The sequence below is a fragment of the Shimia aestuarii genome (assembly GCF_900114635.1).
In the GTDB taxonomy this organism is placed as follows: domain Bacteria; phylum Pseudomonadota; class Alphaproteobacteria; order Rhodobacterales; family Rhodobacteraceae; genus Shimia; species Shimia aestuarii.
Window position 1 is genome coordinate 66203 of the sequence record NZ_FOTQ01000007.1, and the last position, 24646, is coordinate 90848.

Sequence of the window (24646 nt, forward strand, 5' to 3'; positions counted from 1 at the left end):
TTCATGTCGTACTCCATGGCCTTCCATGTCGCGAACTGGCAATCCCGTGTCCCAAGACGGGGACTACCTTCATCAAGACACCGAAACGGAGATTCGCCATGACGACAACCCCGTCTGACCTTGCCGCCGTCCGCCGCCCCGTGGAAACCGCCAATGGGCTTTCCAACGCGCATTACACCGACCCCGCGATTTTTGATGAAGAAAAGCAAGCGCTTTTCTTCTCGACTTGGTCGGGGCTAGGCGTCGCTCACGAGGTCCCGGAGATCGGCGACGCCGTTCCGGTCAACTTTCTCGGCATGCCGCTCGTCATGATCCGCGACCGTTCTGGCAAAGTGCGCGTCTTCCAGAACGTCTGCCGCCACCGTGGCATGATCTTGATCGAGGAACCACGCAAGATCGAGGGCGCGATCCGCTGCCCCTACCACTCCTGGTGCTACAGTACGGACGGGCGTTTGGTCAGCACCCCCCATGTCGGCGGCCCCGGTTTCAACACGCACGAGTCCATTATTAAGGATGATCTCGGTCTTCTCGAAGTCCGCAGCCACATCTGGAACGACGTCGTATTTGTCAACATCTCTGGCGAGGCGCCTGCTTTCGAAGATATGCACGCGCAGCTTCTAGAACGTTGGTCCGAATTTTCTGGCCCGGTCTACCACGGCGGCAAAGACAGCATTATCCGCTTTGATCTCAAAACCAACTGGAAGCTGGTCGTGGAAAACTACTGCGAGAGCTACCACCTGCCATGGGTGCATCCCGGCCTGAACAGCTATTCCCGACTCGAAGATCACTACCATATCATGGAACCCGGTCTGTTCTCGGGTCAGGGCACACATGTGTATCGCCAGATCGAAGATGAAGACGGAACCCGCTTTCCAGATTTTCCGGGTCTGTCCCAAAAGTGGGATACTGCTGGCGAATACCTAACCTTCCTGCCCAACGTTATGGTCGGAGTGCAGCGAGATCACATGTTCGCCATCGTCTTGCGCCCAGAGTCAGTCGACCGCACCATCGAAACAGCACATATCTACTACGCTCAACCGGATGTTTCCGATAGCCTTCGAAAAAAGAACGCGGAGCAGTGGTATGTCGTGTTCGAGGAGGACATCATGGCTGTGGAAAGCATGCAGAAGGGGCGCCACGCTATCGGCTTTGACGGCGGACGCTTCTCTCCCGCAATGGATGGCCCAACGCATTGCTTCCATGATTGGGTCGCCGGTCGAATTGAAGCCCATCGCGCCGTCGCCACCGAATGAGAGACCTCGATCAGCGCCTGCTCGCGGCGCATGCCGACAATGACCGGTCGGCGCTGGTAACTCTTTATTCTCAGGCCGCTGAGGCTGCCAGTGATGACATCGCGCGCGGGTTCTACCTGACTCACGCCTACGTCTTTGCGTTGGAGAGCGACCACCCCGATGCAGCCGATTTACGTGCACGCCTCAAGGCCATGGGGCGGGAGGATTAGATCAGCCCGCCCTACTCCGCTTCGTGCTGCATCAGGGAATAAAGGTGCCAAGTGGCGTGCCCCAATAGCGGCAACACTACCAGCAATCCCAGAAAGGCGGGGACCATCGCGACAAATGTCAACCCGGAAATGATCATGGCCCAGACGATCATGATCACGAAATTCGCCTGCACCGCCTGAAACGAGGTGATCATGGCCGTGACGAAATCGACCTCACGATCCAGCAACAATGGCAGAGAAATCACCGTGATCATGTACAGCAACAGCGCAAACGCGGCCCCTACCACCGTACCGAACGCCAACATCTGAAGACCGCTTCCAGAAAGATAGACCTCGTAAGAGCTCGACACATTGGTCATGGTCGACAACCCAAGGAACAGGGCAAAGATCATGTGAGCTAGAAAGAACCAGAACAGGAAAACGATAATGATCACCGCACAGATCGACGGCAATTGTCGTTTGCTCTGCCGTCCGATCACACCGAATATCGCGTACCAGTCCATCGCCTCACCCCGTTCCAGACGGCGCGACACCTCATATAGGCCGACGGCGGCAAAGGGGCCGATCAATGGGAACCCGATCGCGGCAAAAACCAACCAATAACTCTGCCCAGTCGCCACGGTAATCCACGCCATGAACCAACCCGCGATGACATAAAACAGCGCAAAAGCAATCCCGTAGCCCGGCTTGACCTTGAAATCCTTCCACCCTCTGAGCAGTGCCTCACGCAGCATTGCGCCTGTCACTGCACCCAGTTCGGGTACACCCTGTTTTGGTGCCTTCGGCATGCATTCCTCCCTCTGCATGTCTGCGCGTAGCGACCAAGAGACAGGGATTCCCGGTACAAATCAACCTTCGTGAATGTTTGGCGGATATTTTTGCGGCCAGAACGTTGCCTCGTGATAGGCCTGTGCCACTTCGAGGAGCGCGGTGTCGCTCCCCTTCGCCCCGATCAGCTGCACGCCCATCGGCAAACCTTGATCGTTGAACCCGACAGGCACGCTGATCGCGGGCAGCCCCAAAAGGCTGACCGGCACCATGACCTGCATCCAGCGATGATAGGTATCCATCGCCACACCATTGATCTCGCTTGGCCATTCCCAATCCACCGGGAAAGGCCAGCACTGCGCCACCGGGAGCGCCAGAACGTCATATTGCTCAAACAGCCCGGCGGCCCGCGCAAACCACGCCGCCCGCACGGCATTCGCCCTGTGCAAGGCGCGTGCGTCCATGACGAGCCCCCGCTCGACTTCCCATTGCGCCTCCGGTTTCAGACGCTGTCGTGCAACAGGATCGTCAAATAACGACGCCAACTCTCCGGCAAGGGCAAAGCTGCGCAAATCCGTCCAGGCCCAAAAGATGTCTTCGGCATCAAACGGGGGCGCCAGCGCCACAACCTCGGCGCCCAAGACCTCGAGACATTGCAGCCCTTCCCGACACAGGTCCACGATCCCCGGCTCCATCGGCATGGCACCGCCCCAATCCCCAAGCCAGCCAATCCGCTTGCCCGCGGTGCTGCACTTTTCGGGCAGGGTCCAGTTCTGCAGCGGCATGTTGAACGGCACACGCGGCTCGAAACGCGCCATCGCCGACAGCAACAGCGCGACGTCGCGCGGGCTGCGCGCCATGGGTCCAATCGTGGACAATTGCTGCCAGAAACTCTCGCTACCCGCTTCACGCGGCACCACTCCCCAACTGGGGCGGAACCCGTAGACGTTGTTCCAGGCCGCCGGATTGCGCAGGCTGCCCATCATGTCGCTGCCATCCGCCAGGGCCACCATCCCCGTCGCCAATGCGGCCCCCGCCCCGCCAGACGACCCGCCCGCCGTACGATCCAATGCATATGGGTTGCGTGTTACGCCATGCACCGGGTTGTAGCTGTGACTGCCCAGACCAAATTCCGGGACATTGGTCTTGCCGATGAAAATCGCGCCCTCCGCACGCATCGCGGCCACGAAAGCACTGTCTTTTTCCGACAGATGCTCCGCAAAAAGTGGTGAGCCTTGCGTGTTACGCGTGCCTTTGACATCCGCCAACGCCTTTACAGCGATCGGCAGCCCGTGCAATGCCCCCTTGACTTCAGCCGCATCCGCGTCGCGCGCTTCCGCCATCAAACTGTTCGGGTCGCGCAGATCAACGATTGCATTCACTGCCCCGTTTCGGATTGAGATCCGTTCCAGCGTTTGGGCCATCAGCGTCTCTGCCGTAACGCCCCCCGACCTCAATGCCGCAAGAATTTCTCCTGCGTCCTGATCCAGTATGGTTCCCATGGCTTCCTCCCTCGCTCGGCAGAACGCTATCGCGTCAGCTTCGGCACACAAACCAACTTTTCTCAATGGTCCCAAATACCACGGGGGTAGCCTTGGAAACCTTGTGCGGTTTCAAGGCTGGGGGCAGCGCCCCCTGACATCCTCAGGCAAAACGCTGACGCAGCCTCCGCAAACAAGGTCCCCAGAAGCGCCACATCAACAGGGCCGACGCAAAGGTCAGTCCGATCACCAACCCGCTCCATACGCCAACACCCCCGAGACTCAGCGCAAAGCCGAGCGCATAGCCACTCGGCACGCCAATCACCCAATAGCTGATTGCAGCGATGATCATAGGTCCCCGTGTGTCCTGCACCCCGCGTAGCAAGCCCAGCGCCATGACCTGCATCCCGTCCATCACCTGGAAAAGCGCCGCCACGTAAAGCAACACAACGCCGGCCGCCAGGATGGCCTCCCTTTGGGGTTCGTTCGGATCAAGGAACAGGCTCAGCAGAAATTCGGGAATCGTCAGGAACAGCGTCACAGTCACCAGCGACGTAATCAAAGACGCTCCGACCGCAACCCGTGCGCCCCGCGCCATGTGTTCCGCATCTTTGCGTCCCATGGCGTTTCCCACCCGCACCGTGGCGGCACTGGACAGACCCAGATGAACCATGAAAGCTAGGCTGGCCAGTTGCAGCGCGATGCCATGCGCGGCGAGTTGCACCGTCCCCAGCCACCCCATCATCAACGACGAAGCCGCAAACAACCCCACCTCCGACAGGTTGGTCAGGCCGATAGGAACACCAAGCCGGAACACGCGTCCAAAGGCCTCCCAATCGGGGCGCCACACACGCCGAAAAAGATCGTGTTGCGACATGGTCAACGCACAATAGACCACAACACCAGCCAGCGACACAGCTTGCGTCACCAGCGAGGCAATGGCCGCCCCCTCGACCCCCAGTTCGGGAAACCCCCAATTGCCGAAGATCAACAGATAGTTCACCAGCGCATTCGCAGGCACCGCCGCCACCGTGACCCAAAACACCACCCGCGTGCGTTCCAGCGCCGCAAGGTAGCTTTTCAGTACCATCACCAGCAATGCCGGCAAGAGACCCAGCCCGGCGATCCTGAGGTACATCTGGGCCAATTGCGCAACTTCCGGGTCCTGCCCCAGCGCTTCAAGAATGCCGCCTGACCAGATGAACAGCGGCAAGAAGGCCATTCCGAACAGAACGGACAGCCATAGCCCCATCCGCGTGACACGGCGCAGCGTCACTTCATCCCCCGAAGCATCCGCCTCGGCCACAAGCGGCATCACCGCGATGGCAAAGCCCGACCCGAAAAGGAAAATGACAAAGAAGAAGGTCCCACCCAGAACCACCGACGCCAATGCCTCGACCGAATACCACCCCAGCATGACCGTGTCGGTCAAACCGATCGAGAACTGCGCCACATGCCCCCCGATCAGGGGAATACCCAGCCTCATCAAGGATCGCCAATGATCCGAATATGCCATCTGCTCGCGTGTCATCCCCAAGGCTTAGGCCCGATGCGGTACCGGGGCAAGCCACATCGGCAAGTTGATCGACAGCCCCGTGTCTGGCACTCTATCCGCAGTTTCCAAAACGAAAGCCATTGTCATGCCCGAGATCACCTTCTGGTACGCCATCGGCAGTACCTATTCCTATCTCACCGTCATGCGTCTTTCGGACGTCGCGCAAACGACCGGGCTGACATTTCACTGGCAGCCCTTCAACGTGCGCGCGATCATGATCGAGCAGGACAACATTCCTTTTGCCCGCAAACCCGCGCGCGCCGCCCACATGTGGCGCGATATCGAACGGCGCGCCCCGCGCTATGGTCTCTCACCAAAGCTCCCCGCCCCCTACCCACTCGAAGCGTTTGACCTCGCCAACCAGGTTGCCATCCTTGGTGTCCGGGAAGGGTGGGCCAGAGACTACACAATTGCGACCTACCAGCGCTGGTTCGAACAGGGCCAACCTGCAGGCAGTGAACCCAACCTTTCAGACACCTTGCGTGCCATTGGTCAGGATCCCGACCGGGTCCTTCCTCTTGCACAAACCGATGACATCCTTGCCGCCTATGACAAGGCCACCGACGATGCCCGCGCACGGGGCATCTTTGGTGCTCCGTCCTTTACCGTCGGTGAGGAGTTGTTCTGGGGAGACGACCGGTTGGAAGACGCCATTGACTGGGCGCTGAAATGAACGCCCCCTTCGACAGCCTCGTGCCTGACGCACGCCTCTTTCTGAGCGAACTAAAACAGAATAATAACCGCGACTGGTTCCTCGCCCACAAGACGGACTATGATGCCCGGCTCAAGGCGCCCGCCCTCGCCCTGCTGGACACCCTGTCGGCCTTTCTGGAAAAGCAAACGGGCACAACCCCGCAAACCAAGCTGTTCAGGCCCAACCGGGACATCCGGTTTTCCAAGGACAAAACACCCTATCACACCCATCTGCATATGCTCTGGAACACGCCTCCGGTTGGTTGGTTCCTTGGCATCGCGCCCGACTATGTCTCCATCGGCGCCGGGGTAATGGGGTTCGACAAAGGGACCCTGTCAAACTGGCGCAATGCAGTCGATGGCCCCAAGGGGATCGAGATTTCCAGCCTGCTGGACACCCTGTCGCGAAAGGGCGCACGCTTCTCGGAACCCGAGCTGAAGCGCGTGCCACCACCCTTTGACAAGGCACATGCCCACGGCGATCTCCTACGACACAAAAGCCTGACCGTCTGGTTCGACCTGTCCGAGGCGGACGTAAAAAAAGGCGGCTTGACCCAACAGATCGAAGCCGCCTTTTCCGAGATGCTCCCGCTTGGGAAGATGCTGCAATCCCTCCTCTGACGCAGCACCGACGGGCCGATGGGATGGCCCGCGCGAGGCACTCGAGTCTGTTTAGCTGCGCCGCGAATCCGGGTGCAGGGACGATCCCAGAATATGATCGGAACGATGGATCACATGGCTCGCCGTGTTCACGATCAGTGGATCGGGCGCGTGGGCGATTTTGGGATCCTTACCCGGATAGTCCAGCGAATTAAGGAAATGCAGCATACAGTTGATACGCGCGCGTTTCTTGTCATTTGACTTGATCACGGTCCAAGGCGCATCGGCCGTATCCGTATAGAAGAACATCGCCTCCTTCGCTTCGGTATAATCGTCCCACTTGCTCAACGACGCCTTGTCGATCGGGCTCAGCTTCCACTGCTTAAGTGGGTCAGTCTCCCGGCTGGCAAAACGGCGCGCCTGCTCGTCCTGCGTGACCGAGAACCAGAACTTGAAAAGACGGATACCCGACCGCACCAGCATCTGTTCCAAATCGGGGGTCTGCCGCATGAACTCAAGATACTCGTGAGGTTCGCAGAACCCCATCACCCGCTCTACGCCAGCACGGTTATACCACGAGCGGTCGTAGAGGACGATTTCACCCGAAGTCGGCAGATGATCAATGTAGCGTTGGAAATACCACTGGCCACGCTCTTCATCTGTCGGCTTGTTCAATGCGACCACACGGGCCGAGCGCGGATTGAGGTGCTCGGTAAACCGCTTGATCGTCCCCCCCTTACCAGCGGCGTCACGACCTTCAAAGATCATCACGAACTTCTGCCCGGTCTCCTGCGCCCAAAGCTGAACTTTCAGAAGCTCTGCCTGCAACTGCGCCTTCTGGCGCTCATAGGTGCGGCGCGACATCTTGGTCTCATACGGGTACTCGCCGCTCTCGAAAGCGCGGCGTACATCGTCCGCCGTCGGGGCCTTCTTGGGCTGGCGAGCAGGTGCCGCCTTGGCGGGCGCTGTCGCCCCATTTGCCTTGGCTTCTGCGGCTTCTGCTGCTGCTTTCTTGACGGCCTCCGGGGTGGTCGCGGGGGTTTCGGGCATGGTATCTCCTTGGCTGAAAATGAAGTTGCGCGAACCTTAACCGAACGATCGGTTTTTCGCTTTGATGCACGTCAACAAAAGCGAAGCATTTGCGACATCTTTTGCCGTTTCGCGCAGGTGCACAGCCATCGTGCGGCCGCGCCCTCTTTCCTTACCCGCCCAAGGGTCGCATACTGACCGTATTAGCCAGCCCACCGGGTCAGCCGCCAACCTATCAGACACACAGGTTCAACATGACCCACAACGCGCGCGCTTCTGCATACACACAAAATGCCAGCAAGTATCTCCAACAACTCTGCAAACACTGGTCTCACAAGGCCACGGCCACGTTCACGCCAGAGAACGGAACGGTCCGCTTTGCCTCGGGCAACACCCTTGAGATGGCGGCACAGGAAGATCGGCTCGTCCTGATAGTCACGGTGCCCGACGATGGCGATCTCGCCCATTTTAAGGACGTCGTCGACAAACACCTCCTGCGTTTTGCATTCCGTGAGGCGCTCGAGATCGACTGGACGCAGGGCTGACCACAAAGGGCAGTATTCGCCACTTCCCCCTGCCCAAATCCCCTGCCATAATACGCGCCAATCAACACTAAAAAGAGCAGCGCGAATGCCCAACGATCTCCTGACCGAGACCCAACCCTCTGACTATGACGCCTCTTCCATTGAGGTGCTTGAGGGGCTTGAACCCGTTCGAAAACGCCCCGGCATGTATATCGGCGGCACGGATGAACGCGCGCTGCATCACATGGTGGCCGAGGTGCTCGACAACTCGATGGACGAGGCCGTCGCGGGCTTTGCCAACCGGATCGAAGTCGAGCTGCATGACGACTATGCGATCACCATCCGCGACAACGGGCGCGGCATCCCGGTTGATCCGCACCCCAAGTTCCCGGACAAGTCCGCGCTCGAGGTGATCCTCTGCACCCTGCACGCGGGCGGCAAATTCTCGGGCAAGGCCTATCAGACCTCGGGCGGTCTGCACGGTGTCGGCGCCTCTGTTGTCAACGCGCTTTCCGACTCCATGGTCGTGCAGGTGGCCCGCAACAAAGAAGTCTATGAACAGCGCTTCTCGCGCGGCCTCCCCCTTGGCCCCGTGGAAAAGGTCGGCGCCGCCCCCAACCGGCGCGGCACCACCGTCACCTTCCACGCTGACCCGGACATTTTCGGCCATCACCGCTTCAAACCCGCCCGACTGTTCAAATCGATCCGCTCCAAGGCCTATCTCTTCTCGGGCGTCGAAATCCGCTGGAAGTCCGCCATCGACGACGGCGAAACCCCGACCGAGGCCAGCTTCCACTTCCCCGGTGGTCTTTCGGACTACCTCAAGGAGTCAATGAACGGCTCCTCCACCTATGCCGACCAGCCCTTTGCCGGCACGGTCGAGTTTCAGGAACGCTTCAACACACCGGGCAAGGTCGAATGGGCGATCAACTGGACCCCCTCGCGCGACGGTTTCATTCAGTCCTACTGTAACACTGTTCCCACCCCCGAAGGCGGCACCCATGTCGGCGGCTTCTGGGCCGCGATCCTCAAGGGGATCAAGACGTATGGCGAACTGGTCAACAACAAGAAAGCCGCCCAGATCACCCGTGACGACCTGATCACCGGGGGCTGCGCGCTGGTCTCCTGCTTCATCCGCGAGCCGGAATTCGTGGGTCAGACCAAAGACCGCCTCGCCACCGTGGAAGCCCAGCGTCTCGTGGAAAACGCCGTGCGCGACCATTTCGACAACTGGCTTGCCGCCGATACCAAATCCGCAGGCGCGATCCTCGACTTCCTCGTCCTGCGCGCCGAAGAGCGTCTGCGCCGCCGTCAGGAAAAGGAAACCGCCCGCAAAACCGCCACCAAGAAACTGCGCCTGCCCGGCAAGCTGGTCGACTGCTCCCAGAACAACCGCGACGGCACCGAGCTTTTCATCGTCGAGGGCGACTCGGCAGGCGGCTCCGCGAAAATGGCCCGCGACCGCAAGACTCAGGCCCTCCTGCCTCTGCGCGGTAAAATCCTCAACGTGCTCGGCGCGGCCAGCTCGAAACTCGGCACCAACCAGGAAATCAGCGACCTGACACAGGCGCTTGGCGTTGGGCTCGGCACCAAGTTCAACGTCGATGATCTGCGCTATGACAAGGTCATCATCATGACCGACGCGGATGTCGACGGCGCCCATATCGCCGCGCTCCTGATGACCTTCTTCTTCACCCAGATGCGCCCCATGATCGACGCAGGCCACCTCTACCTCGCCTGCCCGCCCCTCTTCCGCCTGACGCAAGGTGCGAAACGGGTCTATTGCCTGGACGAGGCCGAGCGCGATGAATGGCTTGAAAAAGGTTTGGGTGGCAAAGGCAAGATCGACGTCTCCCGCTTCAAGGGCCTTGGTGAAATGGACGCCAAGGATCTGAAAGAAACCACCATGGACCCCGCCTCGCGCAAACTGATCCGCGTGACGATTGACGAGGACGAACCCGGCGAAACCGGAGACCTCGTGGAACGCCTGATGGGCAAGAAACCCGAGAAGCGGTTCCAGTATATTCAGGAGAATGCGCGGTTCGTGGAGGAGTTGGATGTCTAGGCAAGTCGCCAAACCAATTCTTGTGTACCCAGACGGACGAACGGTCTCTCCAACAAAACTAGACTTGGGAAAACCTGGAACCTACACAGAATACGACCTGCAGGAAGCCCTCTTTTCTTACCCTGAACTGCTTCCCGTCGCAGAAATAGACCCGGCGTTCAAAACTCTGATTCCGATTTGTACAGAGCTATCTATGAAGGCCGGAAGGTTGGATGTCTTATATGTTACACCAGACGGCCTACCCGTTTGCGTGGAAACCAAGCTTTGGCGCAACGCCGAAGCGCGGCGCGCGGTGGTCGCGCAAATACTAGATTATGCTTCGGAGCTTTCGCGTTGGTCCGTCGAGGACCTTCAACGGGTGGTCCGTCAACGAACAAAGCGGCATCTATTCGACATAGTCGCTAACGCGGTTCCCGGAATTGATGAAGCTGAATTCTTGGACAATATCACATCAGCTTTGCAAAATGGGCGGTTTTTGTTGCTTGTTTGCGGGGACGGAATTCGAGAGTCGACAGAGAACATATCTCGCTTTTTGTCCGGCGCAGGCCACTTGGATTTCATTTTTGCACTTGTCGAAGTTGGCGTTTTCGAAACCGAGGACGGAGTGCGCATTTATCAGCCCCGTACACTCGCGCGGACGCAAAAAATCCAACGTTCCATAGATAGGTCTTTGAATAATAACTCACCCATTCTTGATGAAAGCGAGTTTTCGAATGAGCCTGTCGACCACCAAGAAAACATCGGACAAAACGGCGAAGACAAACGAAAATTCTGGCTGGAATTTTGGGAAGAAACTTCGGCTGAAATCGATTTCGACGACCCAAATCACCTAGAATTCACTCCCGAAAAACGTTTTAGAGCTGCCGGAGTGTTTGGCAACGTCGCTGGTGTTTATCTTCTTACATATTTTTCTACATCCGATAATGAAATCGGCGTTGCTCTGAGCTTCAACAGAGAAGCTCGCCCATTATTTGAAGCACTGAAAGCTCAAAAAGACGGTCTCGAAGAACAAATCGGGTATCCGTTGAAGTGGACAGTCAAGGAAAATGGTCGGCAAATGATCGGAACGAAAACCGAATATCAAGATCCTAAACAACCTGAACAGCGTGAAGCAGCCAAGAAGTGGTTTGCAAAACGAATTGTTGATTTCGATAACGTTTTGCGTCCAGCGCTCGAGAACTTTGACTACTAAGTGGCTTGCTGGGTCGTATCGGTCTTCACGCTATAGTTTGATGCCCAGCGTGCGTGATGCAAGGCATCGCGCATCAGATGGAGTGATCAGTGCGCCATAGCCGCCGCCGTAGGGTGGGTTTTCACCCCACCAAACCAAACCCCATGACACCCAAACCCAAACCTGCCACACTCCCCCCATGCGCGCCCTTCTGATCCTTCTGCTCTGCCACCTGCCCCTCCATGCCGAGGCGCAGGCCCGCGCCGACAGCAAGCGTCACCAGCAACTCCCCCACAACAACCAGCGCCAACCGAACACACAAGCATGGCCCCAGAACCAGGCCCGCACACCCCTCTTTTGTGAACAATACGCCCGCGCCGCCGCAGGCCAGAGCGGCCGGGTACAGGGCAGCATCACCGGCCGAACCATCGGCGAACAGGGCGGGCTCGTCGCCACCGGTAACCACAAACAGGCCGAAGGGCTGGGCATTGTCGGCGCCACCATCGGCTCTGCGACAGGCGCCAGCCGCGACAAACAGTTCTTTGACTATCACTTTGGCGAATGCATGTCCGGCGGACGCCTGATCACAACTGGCCGCTAGGCACGCTAAGCCCTTGATCCGCCTGCGCGCCCTGCTACGCTCAACCCCATGCGCGTCGCTTTCCTTGCCCTTCTCCTGCTGGCTGCCTGCTCCCGTCCCCTGACCGACTCCGAGCGCGCCTTTGCCGCCGATCTGGCGGGCGACACGTTCGATCCCGCCCCGGTGCGCATCACCGCCGATGTGCCGCTTGGCGTGGCCACCTTCAAATACGAAAAACGCCCCCGCCTGTCGTGTCGCGAACGCATCTTCCCCGAACCCTCGGGCGAAGTCATCACCACCTCTCCGGCGGGCGTCGTGCTCTGGAACCGTCTGCTCACCTCCGAGGGCTGGTATCTTGACAACTACATGCCCGGCTACCCCGAACAGATGAACCTGCAGGCGGCGCTGTTCTTTGCGCATGAGATGGTGCATGTCTGGCAATGGCAGAACCGCGACATCACCGGCTATTCCCCCCGCCGCGCCGCGCGCGAACACAGCACCAGCGACGATCCCTATCAGTTCGAGCTTCAGACCGAGACCGCCTTTCTCGACTATGGCTATGAACAGCAGGCGTCGATTGTCGAGGAATATCTCTGCTGCGCGGTTCTTGACCCCAAGGCCCCGCGCACCAGCCGCCTCAAGGCGATGCTGGGCGAGGTGTTCCCGGTCGAAAACCTGCCTCGCCCGACAAACGTCGCCCTGCCGTGGAAAGATGCCGAGCTACGCGGCATCTGCCGGGCATCCTGATCCATACCGACGTAATACCGACACAATACCGACGTGATACCGATCACGAAAAAAGGGGCCGCGCGGCCCCTTTTCACATCACCTGAACGACCCGTGTTTACTTGTATCCAAAGGCCGAATTCGGGATCAAACCCCGCTTTCCACCGGGCGGCGTCCACTCGCTCTCGTAACACGCAGTCCCTTCTTTTTGATAGTAAAATGCCTTGAATTCATACCATCCGGGCGACGGCACCCGCACCTTCGGACGGCCCGCGCTCGAGCATGGATTGATCCCGTCCAGACGCCCGACCTGCTGCCCCGAGATCCAGACCTGCAAGCCGTCATTGGCATACCATTCCAGCTTGTACTCCCCCGCCTGATCAAACTTGATATACCCCGAGAACCGCGCCACGATATGCTCATAGGCATTGGAGCCGAACATCGTTGCCCCCTTGCCTTTATCCGGCCATTGCAGCTTGGAAATCGCCGAAACCTTCGCATCGGAAGCCAGCTTGCCATTCGCCTCGCTCAGGCTGCGCGGACGGATATCCGGGCCCGTTCGAAACTGCATTTTCAACCCCTGCTTCAACCCCGATGGTTGCGGGCTGGCAGGTTTCAATTCAATCACTCCGGCCATCGCCACACTGGAAATCAACGCGAACACACCGGCCAGAATACTGGTTATTAACGATTTCATATTACTCTCCCCTCCACCCAGGTAGAAAAAAAGCTCTGGATCAGGTTACGTAGGAAAGGCCCCAAACAGCAAGCCACGATTGCGTGGAAATACAATCACCGGCATTCAATCGCCCAGGAAACTGCCTCAACTCAGAGCCTTCCGTACGATATCGGGTAGTTTCTGGAAGTAATCAAAACTAACAAGATGCGGGATCTCGGCCACCGGTACCTTCCTGTAACCCTTTGTGAATAAAGCAAACTCTACTGGCACAGCTGCAGCAGCCGCCGCGTCGATCTCGCTGTCCCCAACATAGAGAACCGCCCCTTCCCCCAAAGCCTCAATGGCCGTCGTCAAGGGTAAAGGATGTGGCTTTTTCTCCCTCGTACTATCCCCACCAACAACAACCTCGAACAAGTCGGCCAGCCCCATCTCGGTCAACAAATGCACGGCCGGGCCCTTGGGTTTGTTCGTGCAGACCCCCAACCGCATCCCGTCCGCTTGTAACCACTCCAGGGCTGCTCGCACCCCCGGATAGACCACACTAAACTCGGCTGACCTTGTTTCATAATCGGCCAAAATGCCTGCGTGCAGCCGCTCGAACTCTACAGGTGCAATACGTCGCGCAGCCATGACCCGCTCAACCAGCTTGGGCAGTCCGTTTCCGACAAAGGACTGCACGGTTTCCCGGTCCATCTCATATTGCCCCTCGGTCGCCAACATCCTGTTCACGGCCGCATGAATGTCTGGCAGGCTGTCCACAAGGGTGCCATCGAGGTCGAAAATCACAGAGGCCATGGTCCCGCTTTCATTGTTTCAAAGACCTGATGGCGCAAAGCCACGCGCGGGTCCAGCCCTCCCTTGGAGTGTTTTGTTTCAGGCGCCTTCTGGGACAAAGCGATAGCCATCATCCCGCTTTTCGACGTGCCCGATCCCGCCATGTGGCAGGTGAAAACCGATCAGGCGCATCTTTTCGGTGCTGAGCTGGTCCATCAGCCGAGCCCGAGTATGCGCCGCGCGCTCCTGATCCTGATCCGACCCAGAACTCCATTGCGGACGGGCAAAAGCGACATGATGATTGCCAATCGCATCCCCCACCACAAGAACAGATTCGCTCCCAGAGCGGATCTCGAAAGCCATATGTCCCGGTGTGTGGCCAGGTGTAAGGCGCGCAGCGACTCCCGGAAGGATTTCCTCACCATCGTCAAAAAGAACGAAGCTTTCCTCCATCATCTCCAAACGCCGTCGAGCCCCCACGGCCATTGTCGTGCGCGAAGCATCAATCGTTTCGGCGGTCTCGGGGTTGATCCAGTAGTCCCACTCGGTGCGTCCCATCATATGCTGCGCCTCGTAAAACAAAGGCTCATCAAAATCGTCCAGAATGCCCCAAAGGTGGTCTGGATGACCATGAGTGAAGACAACATGCGTTATGTCCTCTGGCGCAACTTCGATCGCATCCAACGCATCCAAGAGTTGCCCTGCGCTTTGCTGAAATCCAGAACCTGAGCCAACATCAAAAAGGATCGTATTCTCACCGTCGCGCAAAAGCGTGACATTGCAGTCAGGCATTAGATTACCGTCTGCGACGCCCATCTCTGCCAATACGGGGCCAAGTTCATCCTTAGGCATCGGCGAAAAAATGAACTCGCGCGGTAAATTCAGGAACCCGTCGGAGAGGCTATCGATCCTCACGCTCCCAACAGTCAGTTCAGAGGCTGCCCAGACCGCTTGCCCTCCAAATCCGGCCGCCGCCGCGCTGGCCCCCGACGCCTTCAAAAACGATCGACGTGTGAAATGCATTGCATCGCCTCCCTTGCTCCAAACTCCGACAGCACACTTGCATTCGAATGTGTGAATAACAATAGCGATGTGTTGCCGCCACATGATCCGCGCCGCTCCTTAGGGCATATGGTTTGTGCATTCCGCTTTCTCGGCCAAGCCCGCCACAAAGCGATGAGACCACCCCGCACATGAATGCGCCAATTCGACATACCTAACAAAAAAGAGTTTCCCGCTGAGTGCATGACTGCTATGACGCCACGCATCTAGCTAAATAGTTTAATATTAAACTATAAGAACGAAACGCTACGTCAACTAGGAGGAGGACGCTGCGCATGGCGACCCATTTCGAAGACATCGACCCAATTGAAAGCCGCGAATGGCAAGAAGCCGTCGAGGATGTCATTGCACGCGATGGGGCTGATCGAGCCCATTTTTTGCTGGACAAAGCAGTGCAGCAAGCGCGCGCTGCCGGAGCCAATCTTCCGTTCTCGGCAACCACACCCTATCAGAACACAATCCCTGCGGACGATCAGGATGATTTCCCAGGCGATATGGAGATGGAGTGGCGGATCCGTACGATCAATCGTTGGAATGCCATGGCGACGGTCGTGCGCCGGAACAAGGAATCTTCGGAATACGGCGGACACATCGCGTCCTTCGCCTCGTCGGCCGTGATGTATGATATAGGGTTGAACCATTTCTGGCGAAGCAAATCCGCCATTCACGGCGGCGACCTTGTTTTCTTTCAGGGTCACGTGATCCCCGGTATCTACGCGCGCTCCTTCATGGAAGGTCGCCTGACAGAAGAGCAGTTGGAGAACTTCCGGTCGGAAGTGTCGGGCGAAGGGTTGTCTTCTTACCCGCACCCGTGGCTGATGCCCGACTACTGGCAGTTCCCCACCGTTTCTATGGGTCTTGGGCCGCTGATGGCGATCTATCAGGCGCGGTTCATGAAATATATGCACAACCGCGGCCATATCGACATGGCGGACCGCAAGGTCTGGTGTTTCCTTGGTGACGGAGAGATGGACGAGCCGGAGTCGCGTGGCGCAATCGACCTTGCCGTACGCGAAGGGCTCGACAACCTGATCTTTGTCATCAACTGCAACCTGCAACGCCTGGACGGACCGGTGCGTGGCAACGGCAAGATCGTTCAGGAACTCGAAGGTGACTTCCGTGGCGCCGGCTGGAACGTGATCAAGCTCCTCTGGGGCAAGGGTTGGGACCAGCTCCTGGAAAAGGACACCTCGGGTAAACTGCGCCAGTTGATGGATGAAACCGTCGATGGCGACTATCAGACCTTCAAATCCAAGGATGGCGCGTATATCCGCAAGAATTTCTTTGGAAAATACCCGGAAACCGCCGCGCTGGTCGAGGACTGGAGCGACGAACAAATCTTTAGCCTGAACCGTGGCGGCCATGATCCGCAAAAAGTCTATACCGCATTCAAGAAGGCGACCGAAACCAAAGGCACCCCAACCTGTCTTCTGGTGAAAACCATCAAAGGCTATGGCATGGGCACCGCGGGTGAGGGGCAGAACACCACCCACCAGCAAAAGAAAATGGCCGAAGATCAGCTGCGCGCCTTCCGTGACCGTTTCAAGATCCCGGTAAGCGATGAGGACCTGCCCAAGGCCCCCTTCGTCCAGTTGAACAACGCGCAAAAGGCGTACCTGGCCGACCGTCGCAAAGCGCTGGGGGGAGAATTCCCAAAGCGGTTCAGCGACGCGCCGAAGCTGGACATCCCCGCGCTTGAGAAGTTCGCAACCCAGCTCAAGGGCACCGGCGAGCGCGAGATTTCAACCACCATGGCCTTTGTCCGCATCCTGACCACGCTGTTGCGTGACAAACAGATCGGCAAGAACGTGGTACCGATCGTGCCGGATGAAAGCCGCACCTTTGGTATGGAGGGGCTGTTCCGCTCGGTCGGTATCTACAACCCGATGGGGCAGAACTATACCCCCGAAGACGCAGACCAGATGATGTACTATAAGGAATCGGTCAACGGCCAGGTTCTGCAGGAAGGCATCAACGAAGCCGGCGCCATGGCCGACTGGATCGCTGCTGCCACCGCTTACAGCAACCACGGTGTGCCGATGATCCCGTTTTTCATCTACTATTCGATGTTCGGCTTCCAGCGGATCGGCGATCTGGCATGGGCGGCGGGCGACAGCCGCGCACGCGGCTTCATGCTGGGCGGCACCGCCGGGCGGACAACGCTGAACGGGGAAGGCCTACAGCACGAGGACGGCCACAGTCACATCCTCGCCGGGACCATTCCGAACTGCATCACCTACGACCCGACTTTCCAGTACGAGGTTGCCGTTATCGTGCAACACGGGCTCAAGCGAATGTACCAGGATCAGGAAGACGTGTTCTTTTACCTCACGCTTATGAACGAAAACTATGCCCATCCCGACATGCCCATGGGTGTCGAAGAGGAGATCATTAAAGGGCTTTATCGTTTCAAAGAGGTTAAGAAACCGACCAAGAAGCACGTGACCCTGATGGGGTCGGGTACGATCCTTGTGCAGGCGATCAAGGCCGCAGAGATGCTCGAAGAGGATTTCGGCGTGACTTCGGAGATCTGGTCCGCGACCAGCTTCAACGAACTGGCCCGCGATTGTCAGGACGTGGCCCGCTTCAACCGTCTCAACCCGCTGAAGGACCCCAAGACATCTTTCGTGGCCGAGCAATTGAGCAAGGCCAAGGGTCCGGTCATCGCGGCCACCGACTACATGAAGAACTATGCCGAGCAAATCCGCTCCTGCGTACCGGGGCGCTACACGGTACTGGGCACGGACGGGTTTGGCCGCTCGGACAGCCGCGTGAACCTGCGCCGGTTCTTCGAAGTGGATGCCAACCACATCGCTGCTGCCGCCATGGTGGATCTCTACCGCGAAGGCAGCATCACCAAATCCGTGCTCGAAAAAGCACTCAAGAAATATGACATCGACGGCGCCAAGCCGAACCCGCGCCTGGTGTGATCGGGAAGAGAGGAGACATTACGATGACTGTTGAAGTGAAAGTTCCCGATATCGGCGATTTTTCGGACGTCCCGGTTGTGACCGTTCTGGTCAGCGTGGGCGACGTGATTGCCGTGGAAGACCCGATTGTTGAACTGGAAAGCGACAAGGCCACGATGGAAGTGCCCTCGTCTGCAGCCGGTAAGGTGGTCGAGATCAAGGTGAGCGAAGGGGACACCGTGTCCGAAGGCTCTTTGATCCTGATCGTGGAAGGAGAAGGTGCTGGAGAGGCGCCGGCGGAGAAACCTGCCGAAGCCCCCACGGCAGCCCCTGCCCCGGTAGCGCCGGCGGCCGCGCCCGCATCGGCACCTGCCGTGACGGATGCCGGGTTTGGCAAAGCCCACGCCTCGCCTTCGGTCCGCGCTTTTGCGCGCCAACTGGATATTGACCTGGCCAAGGTGAACGGATCGGGCCGAAAGGGTCGCATCCTGCGCGAAGACGTCACCGCCTTCCTGAAGTCTTCGACCGCAGCGGCCCCGGTCGCTGGTGGTGCGGCGCAGGGCGGCATGGGCATCCCGCCGATCCCGGTGGTGGATTTCTCGAAATTCGGCCCCGTCGAAGACGTGGAAATGCCGCGTATCAAGAAAATCAGCGGCCCGGCATTGCACCGCTCGTGGCTGAACGTGCCGCATGTGACGCATAATGACGAAGCCGACATCACCGACCTTGATAAATATCGCAAGGAGATGGACACGGCGGCCAAGGAAGACGGCTATCGTGTGACCCTGCTGTCGTTCGTGATCAAGGCGTCAGTCTCGGCGCTGAAACAGCATTGGGAAGTCAACTCGTCGATCCACCCAGATGGCGATAAACTGATCAAGAAGGACTACTACAACATCGGTTTTGCGGCGGACACGCCCAACGGCCTCGTGGTGCCGGTGATCAAGGACGCCGACCGCAAGGGGCTGGTCGAGATCTCCAAGGACCTCATGGAACTTAGCGCCAAGGCGCGCGCCGGCGAACTGAAAGGCCCCGACATGCAGGGCGCCACTTTCACCATCTCGTCGCTGGGCGGCATTGGCGGCACCAGCTTTACCCCGATCGTGAATGCACCCGAAGTGGCGATCCTCGGTCTGACGCGCTCGAAAATGGCACCGGTCTGGAACGGTGAAGAGTTCGTGCCGCGCCTGATTCAGCCCTTGTCACTGTCTTATGATCACCGCGCCATTGATGGGGCCCTGGCCGCACGCTTCTGCGTGACGCTCAAGACCCTGCTCGGCGACATGCGCAAGCTGATGTGGTAAGGAGGAGATTAACATGGAAATTCAAGTCCCTGATATCGGTGATTTTTCCGATGTACCCGTCATCAGCATCTTGGTTTCTGTCGGCGACACCGTCGCCGCAGAAGATCCGTTGATCGAACTGGAAAGCGACAAGGCCACGATGGAAGTGCCGTCGCCTGCGGCAGGCGTCGTAAAAGAGATCAAGGTGGCCGAAGGTGATACCGTTTCCGAAGGCACCGTCATCATGATCTTCGAAGGCGCTGGCGCAGAGGAAGCCCCCAAGGCCAAAGCGCCCGCGGCTCCGGCAGCCCCGCAATCGGTCGCGGCCACGGGCACGGCGACCGGTCCCGGTGACGTGCATGCCGAGGTGGTTGTGCTGGGCTCTGGCCCCGGTGGCTACACTGCAGCCTTCCGCGCCGCCGACCTCGGCAAAAAAGTTGTGCTGATCGAAAAGGACGCGTCGCTTGGCGGGGTTTGCCTCAATGTCGGCTGTATCCCCTCCAAGGCGCTTCTGCATGCTGCGAAAGTGATGACCGAAGCCGAAGACATGGCGCATCACGGCATCACTTTTGCGAAGCCAGAGGTCGATATCGACGCGCTGCGCGGATGGAAAGAGAGCGTTATCAACCAGTTGACCGGCGGTCTTGCCGGGCTGGCGAAGGCGCGCAAAGTGCAGATCGTGGACGGCTATGGAACCTTCACCGGCCCCAACATGATCGAGGTCGACAATGATGGCGCCAAGAGCACCGTCAGTTTTGATCAGTGCATCATTGCCGCCGGGTCCGAACCTGTCACCCTGCCCTTCATCCCTCATGATGATGAGCGCGTGATCGACTCGACCGGCGCGCTGGAACTCAAGGACGTTCCTGAACGGCTTCTTGTTCTGGGCGGTGGCATCATCGGTCTGGAAATGGCTTGTGTCTATGACGCGCTGGGGTCGAACGTGACCATTGTCGAGTTCATGGACCAGATCATTCCGGGTGCCGACAAGGACATCGTCAAGCCCCTGCACAACCGGATCAAGGGCCGCTACGAAGCGATCCTGACCAAGACCAAGGTCACGGGTGTCGAGGCGACGGACGCAGGTCTCAAGGTCACGATGGAAGGTCCGGACGGCGAAAAAGTCGACACGTTCGACAAACTGCTCGTTGCCGTGGGCCGTCGCCCGAATGGCGCTAAGGTCAACGCAGCGGCGGCGGGTGTTGCCGTGGACGAGCGGGGCTTTATCGCGGTCGACAACCAGCAACGCACTGGCGTGCCTCACATTTTTGCCATCGGGGACGTGGTTGGCCAACCTATGCTGGCCCACAAGGCTGTGCACGAGGGCAAGGTTGCGGCAGAGGTCTGTGCCGGTCACAAGCGCTACTTTGATGCGCGTGTGATCCCGTCCGTTGCCTATACCGACCCCGAGGTCGCGTGGATTGGCGTAACCGAGACCCAGGCCAAGGCCGAGGGCATCAAGCTGGGCAAGGGGTCATTCCCTTGGGCCGCCTCGGGCCGCTCCCTGTCGCTCGGCCGTTCGGAAGGCATCACCAAGGTGCTGTTTGACGAGCATGAGCGCGTCATCGGAGCAGGCATTGTCGGTCCCAACGCGGGCGACCTGATCGCCGAGGTGGCGCTGGCCATCGAAATGGGATCAGACGCGGTGGACTTGGGCCACACGATCCACCCGCACCCCACGCTCAGCGAAACGGTGAACTTCGCCGCAGAGATGTTCGAAGGCACCATCACCGACCTGATGCCGCCGAAGAAGAAAAAGTAAACGCAGCGCGCCGCCCTCACTCAAGGGCGGCGCGAAGCACTTGAATAACGATCATTAAGTCTCTGATACCAAGCCAAAAGTGCCTTCGGTATCACGTCGGTATTACGTCGGTATCGCGTCGGTACTGCAGTGCAGAAATTTCCGGGTCACGCGGCATTTCGGAAGCCCTTGGACTGCGCGCAAAACCTTCGGCTCGAACTTAATCTCCCTCCGCTTACCCTTTCCCGGCGCCTAGATCCTTCAACGCGGATCTCAGGAGCGCGACAATCTCTTGCCGCCTTCCGTCTTTCAGAAGCGCACGGTTGATCGTCAGCGAGATTGCATCATCGCTATGATGGATAATTTGCCCCTTCTCTGCCAGACCATCATAAAGACCCGCCACGCGGTAGGTCCTGACCGGTTTGGCAAACCCCTTGACCGAAATCTCGCCCACAGGTTCGGCCAGCACCGTGTCTCGCACAAGGGACCAGGTTTCGTGCGCCAATAGAATGCCTCCCGTCTCTGCGGCGCTTTCCAGCCGTGCCGCAAGGTTCACCTCGCCGCCGATAATCGTGTAGTCCATCCTGTCCTCGGACCCGAAATTGCCAACCGTGCAATACCCGGTATTTATGCCGATGCGCATTTCAAAGGGGCGCTCGAGCCCCTGATCAAGCCAGCGCTGCCGCAGTTCGTACATGCGGCGCTGCATGGCGATGGCCATGCGTACAGCCTGAAGAGCATCCTGCTTGACTCCCAATGTGTCAGGGTCGCCAAAGTAGAGCACGATGGCATCGCCGATGAACTTGTAAAGATTTGCACCGTGTTCCTGCGCAATGCGGCTCATTTCCGTGAGGTATTCGTTCAATAGGTCGGTGAGTTCCTCGGACTGCATTTGGTCGGTGGTTTCCGTGAAACCCACGATGTCGGAGAAAAACACCGTAAGCTTCTTGCGTTTGCTTTCGACACGCACCTCCTGATCCCCCCTCAAAATCGCCTGATACAGTTGTGGAGAGATGTACTTGGCCAATTGACGGGAGACATTTTCGAGTGATTGGTTTGCCATTTCGACGCGAAACCGAGACTCCATCAGACCTTTCTCGGCGGTCGTTGCAGCCCACTCAAAAAGCCCAATCATTGTCGCCATCAGGAACGGCAAGCAAACTGAATTGAAAGCAAAAAACAGCGTGTCAAAGCGCGGTCCCATCGGTGTGAGTGGTCCATTTTGCAACGTCCAAGCCCCGGATAGAGCCAGAGCAACAACGAAGAGCGCGGCAATGGCCACACGTGCAGGGCGCGGAGCAAAAGGCATTATCACCGCCATTAGGACGGAGTTCACGATGTAGAAAAAGAACGCTGGCTCGACGCCAAAGTAAAGTGTCGCGACCACCCCGTGCAACGGAATCTCAATCAGGACAGCAAGAATGTAAGCCACAACGCTGAAACGGTTCTGCACGCAGACTATCCAAACCGCCCAGCCCCAAATCACCACGCTGGCGAGGTTGAACAGAAACATAGGCATGTGCCCGAGCGCATAAAATATGAAAACAAATCCTAGATGCACCAGAAATGCCGATGGATAGCCAACACGCCCCATGACGTGCATTCGCATTTCTTGATCGCTCAAGCCGTCGGGACGAACCGAGAAGTAGCCCCGGACTTTTTGTGAGATGTCAGCCAAAGCCAATGCTTTTTCCATTTATTTCCTGGAAACAGCATACAGAAGTCAGGCGGATATCCTAAACCCGATTTATAGCGGCCAGAAGAACGGGATCAGCGCCGAAGCCAGCACCCCGACCGACAGGTTCAGCGGAATGCCGACGCGCATGAAGTCGGTAAAACGGTATCCACCGGGGCCGTAGACCATCATGTTGGTCTGATAGCTGATCGGGGTGGCGAAGGTTGCGCTGGCGGCGATCATGACGGCCACAACAAGGGGGCGCGGATCAACCCCGAGCGAGGTCGCAATCCCGATCGCGACCGGGGTCAACACCACCGCGACGGCATGGTTGATGGTTTCTGAGAGCAGCGACGTCAGCAGGTAGATGGACCAGACGATCAGGAACGGAGGCAACCCCTGAATATAAGGAGAGATCGCATGCACGATCATCTCGATGGCGCCCGATGTCTCAAGCGCTGTGGCCACGGCCAGCATGGCGAAGATCAACGCAAGCAGGCGGCCATCGACAAAGCCAAAGGCTTCGTCGCTGTCGATACACCGGGTCAGGAAGACCATTGCCATAGCCAGAACCGCCAAGAGAAGGATCGGCGCCACGCCGAAGGCCGCCAGGATCACGATCCCTGCAAGGGCCGCGATTGCCAGAGGCGCATGGCTGCGCCGATAGGCCCGGTCGGTCGGCTTGGACACGTCAAGCAGGTTCATTTCCTTGGCCAAGCGCTGGATATCTTCGGGCGCCCCTTCCAGAAGCAGGGTGTCGCCCGGTTGAACCACAAGATCGTCAAGCTGGCGCCCGATATTCCTGTCCCGGCGGTGAGCCGCGATAGGATACACCCCGAACCGACGCCGCAGGCGCAGATCGCCGAGCTTGCGCCCGACCATCTTGCAATTCGGCGTGATCAGCGCCTCGACGGTCGTGGTTTCCACCGCCGACACCTGATCGACCCGCTTCAGGCTCTTGTTGCGCTGCAGGCTCAGGAGTTCGGTCATCTTTGTGCGCAGCACCACCCGGTCGCCAACCTGAAGAACCACATCCTTGAGATTGCGCCGCAGCGAGGCATCCCCGCGGATCACATCCACCAACCGCACGCCGTCACGCTTGAAAAGCTGTACGTCCAGAACCTCGCGCCCGATCAGGTTGGACTCGGGCGGGACCACCGCCTCGGTAAAAAACTTCTTGGACGCCTTGTCCGATGAGAGCATGTCCGCCATGCTGTCGCGGGCCGGCAGCAGGCGCGGCGCGACAAACCGCAGGTAGAGCCCGCCCCAAATGGCCAAAACGATCGCCAGCGGGGTCACTTCGAAAATCGTAAACGGCTCCATCCCCCGTGACCGCGCCACACCATCCACCAGAAGGTTGGTCGACGTGCCGATCAGCGTAAGGCACCCCCCAAGGATCGCGGCATAGCTGAGCGGAATCAGGAACTTGCTGGCCGACATGTTCAACTTTCGGGCCAACTGCACGAATACAGGGATCATTACCACGACAACCGGCGTGTTGTTCATGAAGGCAGAAGCCACCATGACAAACACCATGAGGGCACCAATTGCCAGGGCAGGATTGCGTTCGGCCTGGGACTCGGCCAACTGCGTGAACCAATCGAGTGCCCCGGTTCGAACCAACGCCCCCATGACAATGAACATGGCGGCAATGGTCCATGGTGCCGGGTTGGAAAGCACATGGAGCGCTTCCTCGTAGCTCAGGAGCCCCAACACCAGCATGACGGCAGCTCCGGTAATGGCAACCACCTCGGCCGGATATGCTTCGCGCATGAAAAGAGCAAACATGCAAGCGACAACTCCAAGGGCAAGAAATGCTTGTGTCGTTTGTGAAAAATCAAAAAGTTCCATAATGCATCCGGTCGTTTT

General features: G+C 58.5%; 21 protein-coding genes. 12 read left to right on the forward strand and 9 right to left on the reverse strand.

Annotated elements, in window-relative coordinates; translation table 11 throughout:
* Positions 1-98 precede the first annotated feature (98 nt).
* On the forward strand, positions 99-1253 hold the full coding sequence (locus tag BMZ35_RS15520; protein ID WP_093094786.1) for an aromatic ring-hydroxylating oxygenase subunit alpha: 1155 nt from the start codon (positions 99-101) through the stop codon (positions 1251-1253).
* A complete protein-coding gene (locus BMZ35_RS15525) occupies positions 1250-1462 on the forward strand; it encodes a hypothetical protein (RefSeq protein WP_093094787.1) in 213 nt (70 codons plus the stop codon). Before BMZ35_RS15520 ends, BMZ35_RS15525 begins: the two co-directional genes overlap by 4 nt.
* An 11-nt stretch (positions 1463-1473) precedes the next feature.
* On the opposite strand, the gene BMZ35_RS15530 is transcribed toward BMZ35_RS15525, so the two are convergent.
* From BMZ35_RS15530 to BMZ35_RS15540, 3 genes are all read right to left on the reverse strand, one after another.
* Positions 1474-2250 (reverse strand): DUF2189 domain-containing protein, encoded by a 777-nt coding sequence (locus BMZ35_RS15530; protein WP_093094788.1) that lies wholly within the window; start codon positions 2248-2250, stop codon positions 1474-1476.
* Positions 2251-2310: 60 nt separating this feature from the next.
* Positions 2311-3732 (reverse strand): amidase, encoded by a 1422-nt coding sequence (locus BMZ35_RS15535; protein WP_093094789.1) that lies wholly within the window; start codon positions 3730-3732, stop codon positions 2311-2313.
* Between the two features lie 142 nt (positions 3733-3874).
* The gene (locus BMZ35_RS15540) at positions 3875-5242 is read right to left on the reverse strand and encodes an MATE family efflux transporter (RefSeq protein WP_242654825.1); all 1368 of its coding nucleotides are present in this window, start codon (positions 5240-5242) and stop codon (positions 3875-3877) included.
* 109 nt (positions 5243-5351) lie between these two features.
* Here BMZ35_RS15540 and BMZ35_RS15545 point away from each other — a divergent pair, with 109 nt between their 5' ends.
* Both BMZ35_RS15545 and BMZ35_RS15550 read left to right on the forward strand, forming a co-directional pair.
* A complete protein-coding gene (locus tag BMZ35_RS15545; RefSeq protein WP_093094791.1) occupies positions 5352-5939 on the forward strand; it encodes a 2-hydroxychromene-2-carboxylate isomerase in 588 nt (195 codons plus the stop codon).
* The gene (locus BMZ35_RS15550) at positions 5936-6580 is read left to right on the forward strand and encodes a TIGR02453 family protein (protein WP_093094792.1); all 645 of its coding nucleotides are present in this window, start codon (positions 5936-5938) and stop codon (positions 6578-6580) included. Before BMZ35_RS15545 ends, BMZ35_RS15550 begins: the two co-directional genes overlap by 4 nt.
* Positions 6581-6631: 51 nt before the next feature.
* Here BMZ35_RS15550 and ppk2 read toward each other — a convergent pair whose 3' ends face one another.
* A complete protein-coding gene (ppk2, locus tag BMZ35_RS15555) occupies positions 6632-7609 on the reverse strand; it encodes a polyphosphate kinase 2 (RefSeq protein WP_093094793.1) in 978 nt (325 codons plus the stop codon).
* A 233-nt stretch (positions 7610-7842) separates the two neighbouring features.
* On the opposite strand from ppk2, the gene BMZ35_RS15560 reads away from it, so the two are divergent.
* The 5 genes from BMZ35_RS15560 to BMZ35_RS15580 all read left to right on the forward strand — a co-directional run bounded on the left by BMZ35_RS15560 (position 7843) and on the right by BMZ35_RS15580 (position 12675).
* Positions 7843-8133: a DUF2218 domain-containing protein gene (locus tag BMZ35_RS15560; protein WP_093094794.1), complete on the forward strand. Its 291-nt coding sequence runs from the start codon at positions 7843-7845 to the stop codon at positions 8131-8133.
* An 85-nt stretch (positions 8134-8218) separates the two neighbouring features.
* Complete coding sequence (gene parE, locus BMZ35_RS15565) at positions 8219-10177, forward strand: DNA topoisomerase IV subunit B (RefSeq protein ID WP_093094795.1); 1959 nt, start codon at positions 8219-8221, stop codon at positions 10175-10177.
* Positions 10170-11369 carry a DUF4268 domain-containing protein gene (locus BMZ35_RS15570; protein ID WP_165610103.1) on the forward strand — a complete coding sequence of 400 codons (1200 nt, stop codon included), beginning with the start codon at positions 10170-10172 and terminating at the stop codon, positions 11367-11369. Before parE ends, BMZ35_RS15570 begins: the two co-directional genes overlap by 8 nt.
* A 178-nt stretch (positions 11370-11547) precedes the next feature.
* Complete coding sequence (locus BMZ35_RS15575; RefSeq protein WP_093094797.1) at positions 11548-11949, forward strand: hypothetical protein; 402 nt, start codon at positions 11548-11550, stop codon at positions 11947-11949.
* 48 nt (positions 11950-11997) lie between these two features.
* Positions 11998-12675 (forward strand): hypothetical protein, encoded by a 678-nt coding sequence (locus BMZ35_RS15580; protein ID WP_093094798.1) that lies wholly within the window; start codon positions 11998-12000, stop codon positions 12673-12675.
* A 97-nt stretch (positions 12676-12772) separates the two neighbouring features.
* On the opposite strand, the gene BMZ35_RS15585 is transcribed toward BMZ35_RS15580, so the two are convergent.
* The 3 genes from BMZ35_RS15585 to BMZ35_RS15595 form a co-directional block, all read right to left on the reverse strand.
* A complete protein-coding gene (locus tag BMZ35_RS15585; protein WP_093094799.1) occupies positions 12773-13351 on the reverse strand; it encodes a PA14 domain-containing protein in 579 nt (192 codons plus the stop codon).
* A 126-nt stretch (positions 13352-13477) separates the two neighbouring features.
* Positions 13478-14128 carry a phosphoglycolate phosphatase gene (gene gph / locus BMZ35_RS15590; protein ID WP_093094800.1) on the reverse strand — a complete coding sequence of 217 codons (651 nt, stop codon included), beginning with the start codon at positions 14126-14128 and terminating at the stop codon, positions 13478-13480.
* Positions 14129-14206: 78 nt separating this feature from the next.
* Positions 14207-15130 (reverse strand): MBL fold metallo-hydrolase, encoded by a 924-nt coding sequence (locus BMZ35_RS15595; protein WP_093094801.1) that lies wholly within the window; start codon positions 15128-15130, stop codon positions 14207-14209.
* A gap of 314 nt (positions 15131-15444) precedes the next feature.
* Here BMZ35_RS15595 and aceE point away from each other — a divergent pair, with 314 nt between their 5' ends.
* From aceE to lpdA, 3 genes are read left to right on the forward strand one after another with little or no spacing between them, the layout of a single operon-like run.
* Positions 15445-18099: a pyruvate dehydrogenase (acetyl-transferring), homodimeric type gene (gene aceE, locus BMZ35_RS15600; RefSeq protein ID WP_093094802.1), complete on the forward strand. Its 2655-nt coding sequence runs from the start codon at positions 15445-15447 to the stop codon at positions 18097-18099.
* A gap of 23 nt (positions 18100-18122) precedes the next feature.
* Positions 18123-19382 carry a dihydrolipoyllysine-residue acetyltransferase gene (aceF, locus tag BMZ35_RS15605; RefSeq protein WP_093094803.1) on the forward strand — a complete coding sequence of 420 codons (1260 nt, stop codon included), beginning with the start codon at positions 18123-18125 and terminating at the stop codon, positions 19380-19382.
* Between the two features lie 13 nt (positions 19383-19395).
* The gene (gene lpdA / locus BMZ35_RS15610; RefSeq protein ID WP_093094804.1) at positions 19396-21123 is read left to right on the forward strand and encodes a dihydrolipoyl dehydrogenase; all 1728 of its coding nucleotides are present in this window, start codon (positions 19396-19398) and stop codon (positions 21121-21123) included.
* 214 nt (positions 21124-21337) lie between these two features.
* On the opposite strand, the gene BMZ35_RS15615 is transcribed toward lpdA, so the two are convergent.
* A complete protein-coding gene (locus tag BMZ35_RS15615) occupies positions 21338-22798 on the reverse strand; it encodes an adenylate/guanylate cyclase domain-containing protein (RefSeq protein WP_093094805.1) in 1461 nt (486 codons plus the stop codon).
* 51 nt (positions 22799-22849) lie between these two features.
* Positions 22850-24628, reverse strand: a complete 1779-nt coding sequence (locus tag BMZ35_RS15620) for an SLC13 family permease (protein ID WP_093094806.1) — start codon at positions 24626-24628, stop codon at positions 22850-22852.
* Positions 24629-24646 lie beyond the last annotated feature (18 nt).

Bases quoted from the DNA above. Each gene is read 5' to 3' on its own strand.
- BMZ35_RS15520 (WP_093094786.1), top strand. From the start codon at position 99: ATGACGACAACCCCGTCTGACCTTGCCGCCGTCCGCCGCCCCGTGGAA.
- BMZ35_RS15525 (WP_093094787.1), top strand. From the start codon at position 1,250: ATGAGAGACCTCGATCAGCGCCTGCTCGCGGCGCATGCCGACAATGAC.
- BMZ35_RS15530 (WP_093094788.1), bottom strand. From the start codon at position 2,250: ATGCCGAAGGCACCAAAACAGGGTGTACCCGAACTGGGTGCAGTGACA.
- BMZ35_RS15535 (WP_093094789.1), bottom strand. From the start codon at position 3,732: ATGGGAACCATACTGGATCAGGACGCAGGAGAAATTCTTGCGGCATTG.
- BMZ35_RS15540 (WP_242654825.1), bottom strand. From the start codon at position 5,242: ATGACACGCGAGCAGATGGCATATTCGGATCATTGGCGATCCTTGATG.
- BMZ35_RS15545 (WP_093094791.1), top strand. From the start codon at position 5,352: ATGCCCGAGATCACCTTCTGGTACGCCATCGGCAGTACCTATTCCTAT.
- BMZ35_RS15550 (WP_093094792.1), top strand. From the start codon at position 5,936: ATGAACGCCCCCTTCGACAGCCTCGTGCCTGACGCACGCCTCTTTCTG.
- ppk2 (WP_093094793.1), bottom strand. From the start codon at position 7,609: ATGCCCGAAACCCCCGCGACCACCCCGGAGGCCGTCAAGAAAGCAGCA.
- BMZ35_RS15560 (WP_093094794.1), top strand. From the start codon at position 7,843: ATGACCCACAACGCGCGCGCTTCTGCATACACACAAAATGCCAGCAAG.
- parE (WP_093094795.1), top strand. From the start codon at position 8,219: ATGCCCAACGATCTCCTGACCGAGACCCAACCCTCTGACTATGACGCC.
- BMZ35_RS15570 (WP_165610103.1), top strand. From the start codon at position 10,170: ATGTCTAGGCAAGTCGCCAAACCAATTCTTGTGTACCCAGACGGACGA.
- BMZ35_RS15575 (WP_093094797.1), top strand. From the start codon at position 11,548: ATGCGCGCCCTTCTGATCCTTCTGCTCTGCCACCTGCCCCTCCATGCC.
- BMZ35_RS15580 (WP_093094798.1), top strand. From the start codon at position 11,998: ATGCGCGTCGCTTTCCTTGCCCTTCTCCTGCTGGCTGCCTGCTCCCGT.
- BMZ35_RS15585 (WP_093094799.1), bottom strand. From the start codon at position 13,351: ATGAAATCGTTAATAACCAGTATTCTGGCCGGTGTGTTCGCGTTGATT.
- gph (WP_093094800.1), bottom strand. From the start codon at position 14,128: ATGGCCTCTGTGATTTTCGACCTCGATGGCACCCTTGTGGACAGCCTG.
- BMZ35_RS15595 (WP_093094801.1), bottom strand. From the start codon at position 15,130: ATGCATTTCACACGTCGATCGTTTTTGAAGGCGTCGGGGGCCAGCGCG.
- aceE (WP_093094802.1), top strand. From the start codon at position 15,445: ATGGCGACCCATTTCGAAGACATCGACCCAATTGAAAGCCGCGAATGG.
- aceF (WP_093094803.1), top strand. From the start codon at position 18,123: ATGACTGTTGAAGTGAAAGTTCCCGATATCGGCGATTTTTCGGACGTC.
- lpdA (WP_093094804.1), top strand. From the start codon at position 19,396: ATGGAAATTCAAGTCCCTGATATCGGTGATTTTTCCGATGTACCCGTC.
- BMZ35_RS15615 (WP_093094805.1), bottom strand. From the start codon at position 22,798: ATGGAAAAAGCATTGGCTTTGGCTGACATCTCACAAAAAGTCCGGGGC.
- BMZ35_RS15620 (WP_093094806.1), bottom strand. From the start codon at position 24,628: ATGGAACTTTTTGATTTTTCACAAACGACACAAGCATTTCTTGCCCTT.